The organism is Leuconostoc sp., assembly GCF_965300815.1.
The window spans coordinates 1-1,883 of record NZ_CBDKZH010000170.1; the positions used below are offsets into that span (position 1 = coordinate 1).

Here is a 1,883-nt window from a genome sequence, read left to right on the forward strand (position 1 = left end):
ATTGGTCTTGATCAACTCGAAGCTTTAGCGCAACCACTTAAGAAAAACGATTATGGGCAATACTTGTTGCGTCTAGTAGCCGATGAACAAGCCCGTTTAAAGTAAAGGAGACAACATGACAGCTGAATTTTTTGAAAAGCCGTTAGCAGCCCGCCAAGTGGCAGAAATTCCCGGCATGCTTGAATTTGATATTCCGGTTCACGGCGATAACCGTGGGTGGTTTAAAGAAAACTTCCAAAAAGAAAAGATGATACCCTTAGGTTTTCCGGAATCTTTTTTTGCCGAAGGCAAGTTGCAAAACAATGTGTCTTTCTCACGCCAAGGCGTTTTGCGTGGTTTGCACGCCGAACCTTGGGATAAGTACATCTCAGTGGCGGATAACGGCAAGGTCTTAGGTGCTTGGGTTGATTTGCGTGCTGGAGACTCGTTTGGCCACGTGTATCAAACGGTCATCGATGCTAGCAAGGGCATCTTTGTGCCACGTGGGGTGGCCAATGGTTTCCAAGTTTTGAGTGAGACCGTGTCTTATTCATATTTGGTCAACGATTACTGGGCTTTAGAATTAAAGCCAAAGTACGCCTTTGTGAACTATGCCGACCCAACCTTAGGCATTGAATGGGCCGACGTTGCTCACGCTGAAGTGAGCGAAGCAGATAAAAATCATCCACTACTCAAAGACGTGGTGGCGTTGCAACCTGAACAATTATAATTGGAGAGAAACATGACTGACTATAAAAATATTTTGGTAACTGGTGGTGCTGGCTTTATCGGGGCGAACTTCGTGCGTTACATTGTGGCAGAACACCCAGATGTGTTTGTGACCGTGTTGGATAAGTTGACGTATGCGGGGAATAAAGCCAACTTAGCTGGCTTGCCTGAAGACCGTGTGAAGTTGGTGGTTGGTGACATTGCGGATGCACCATTGGTCGATCAATTAGTCGCTGAAACGGACGCTGTGATTCACTATGCCGCTGAATCACATAATGATAATTCTCTAAAGGATCCATCACCATTTGTGCAAACCAACATTATCGGGACTTACACGTTGATTGAAGCAGCGCGTAAGTACAACAAGCGTTTCCACCATGTCTCAACGGATGAAGTTTATGGGGATTTGCCATTGCGGGAAGACTTGCCAGGTCATGGCGAGGGCGCTGGCGAAAAGTTTACACCAGAATCACAATATCGTCCTTCAAGTCCTTATTCCTCAACAAAGGCGGGGTCTGATTTATTAGTCCGTGCTTGGGTGCGCTCATTTGGCTTACAAGCCACGATTTCTAACACATCAAACAACTATGGCCCTTACCAACACATCGAAAAGTTTATCCCACGTCAAGTAACCAATATTTTGAGTGGCATTAAGCCAAAGTTGTACGGTAATGGGAAGAACGTCCGTGACTGGATTCACACTTACGACCATGCGACAGCCATCTGGGCAATTTTGACCAAGGGTAAGATTGGTGAAACTTACCTCGTTGGTGCCGATGGTGAAAAGGATAACATTACCGTTTTGCGTGCGATTTTGAAGGATATGGGCAAGGCCGAAGATGACTTTGACTTTGTGCAAGATCGTTCAGGGCATGACTTGCGGTATGCTATTGATGCCACGAAAATGCGTGAAGAATTGGGTTGGACACCAAAATATACCGACTTTGAAACTGGTCTAGCCGACACCATTCAATGGTATGCCGATAACCAAGCTTGGTGGCAAGGTGAAAAGGCCGAAGTTGAAGCTAAGTACGCGCAAAATAATCAATAAGAGAGCGTAGACATGAAATTTCTAATTACTGGCGCCAATGGGCAGCTAGGACAAGAATTACAAAAACTTTTAACGGAACGTGAACTAGATTTTGTCGCGTTGTCGTCACAAGAGCTCGATATTA

General features: G+C 45.4%; 3 protein-coding genes. All 3 read left to right on the top strand.

Annotation, left to right across the window (positions count from 1 at the left end; translation table 11 throughout):
- Positions 1-115: 115 nt before the first annotated feature.
- Entirely contained in the window at positions 116-709 is a 594-nt protein-coding gene (locus ACW12G_RS07740) for a dTDP-4-dehydrorhamnose 3,5-epimerase family protein (RefSeq protein ID WP_141308245.1), read from the top strand.
- 12 nt (positions 710-721) lie between these two features.
- On the top strand, positions 722-1,759 hold the full coding sequence (rfbB, locus tag ACW12G_RS07745) for a dTDP-glucose 4,6-dehydratase (RefSeq protein WP_455647692.1): 1,038 nt from the start codon (positions 722-724) through the stop codon (positions 1,757-1,759).
- A 12-nt stretch (positions 1,760-1,771) separates the two neighbouring features.
- Positions 1,772-1,883 (top strand): sugar nucleotide-binding protein (locus ACW12G_RS07750; RefSeq protein WP_334104390.1); only part of this gene is annotated, 112 nt, incomplete at its 3' end.

Excerpts from the sequence above, each read along its gene's own strand:
- ACW12G_RS07740 (WP_141308245.1), top strand. The coding sequence starts at position 116 with ATGACAGCTGAATTTTTTGAAAAGCCGTTAGCAGCCCGCCAAGTGGCA.
- rfbB (WP_455647692.1), top strand. The coding sequence starts at position 722 with ATGACTGACTATAAAAATATTTTGGTAACTGGTGGTGCTGGCTTTATC.